This is a genomic window from Vibrio fujianensis (assembly GCF_002749895.1).
GTDB lineage: Bacteria > Pseudomonadota > Gammaproteobacteria > Enterobacterales > Vibrionaceae > Vibrio > Vibrio fujianensis.
Window position 1 is genome coordinate 2,187 of sequence record NZ_NBUS01000016.1, and the last position, 964, is coordinate 3,150.

Below are 964 nucleotides of genomic sequence, written 5' to 3' on the forward strand. Positions count from 1 at the left end.
CTTTCCCCCAATACAATGACTTAATGAGGTATAAATGGATTTTAAAAATGCAACACCAATGAATAAATTACAATATGCCAATGAGTGGTCGAAAAACTCATCTGGGTTTGAAAAAAGAAACTTTTACACATGGATGGCAAGTACTTTACCTAGTGCGACTCGAGCACTAGAGATTGGCTGTGGTGCTGGTTTTAGTACTTTGGAAATAGCCAAAAAAGTTCCTAAGGTTATATGTGTTGAGGTAAATGAACACTTAGCTTCAAAAGCTGAAGAATATTTAACCAGTCATGGCGTGTCCACGTCAGTTGTAAAAAGTGTTAACGGGAAATACCAAGAAACAAGTTCTCGAGTAGATATCTTTATCTTAAACCTATTTGACGTCGCGAAATTCCAAGTTTTCCAACAGGCTTCATTTGATATGCTAATCTGCTGGTTTATTGGTTCAGACCCTTACACTATAGCTAATGGCTTCAACCTTAAGGTTGAAGATCTAGAGCCTAGTCATATGGCTCGCTATAGAAACAAGGTACACAAAGATGTCTATGACGCGGGCAGGCAATTATTAAGTAATGGTGGAAACGTTAGTATCATAGATAGAGGATTAGTACCGTTTGAAGTCAATATTGATGATGTAAAGAACTATCTTTTAGACCTACATTTAGATGTTTCTAGTGGTAATTACAATCGCGGAAAGGCTGAAATAAAATTTATTGATACTGAGTTTAAATCTTCACAATTACAGTACGTTGCCGAACAATCTAACCCTCAAGGAAATAAAGTGCTCAACTCAGTAGTTATGATTAAAAGATAACAAAGCATTTAAGAGTGATTCGCAACGCTTGGCAGTTTCGCTTCGCTCAAGTATAGCCAAGTGTCGCTCACACCTTAATGCGGCGTTATGATGACTTTAAATTTACCTTATGAGGTTTTTAAATGGGCTGCTTTCGGCATTTTCAAGAACCAG

The 964-nt window shown here is 37.1% G+C and carries 1 protein-coding gene; it reads left to right on the forward strand.

Features of this window, described 5'->3' with window-relative positions; all coding sequences use genetic code 11:
* The first annotated feature begins 34 nt into the window (after positions 1–34).
* Positions 35–811 carry a methyltransferase domain-containing protein gene (locus B7C60_RS00325; protein WP_021458338.1) on the forward strand — a complete coding sequence of 259 codons (777 nt, stop codon included), beginning with the start codon at positions 35–37 and terminating at the stop codon, positions 809–811.
* Positions 812–964: the final 153 nt, after the last annotated feature.

Bases quoted from the DNA above. Each gene is read 5' to 3' on its own strand.
- B7C60_RS00325 (WP_021458338.1), top strand. From the start codon at position 35: ATGGATTTTAAAAATGCAACACCAATGAATAAATTACAATATGCCAAT.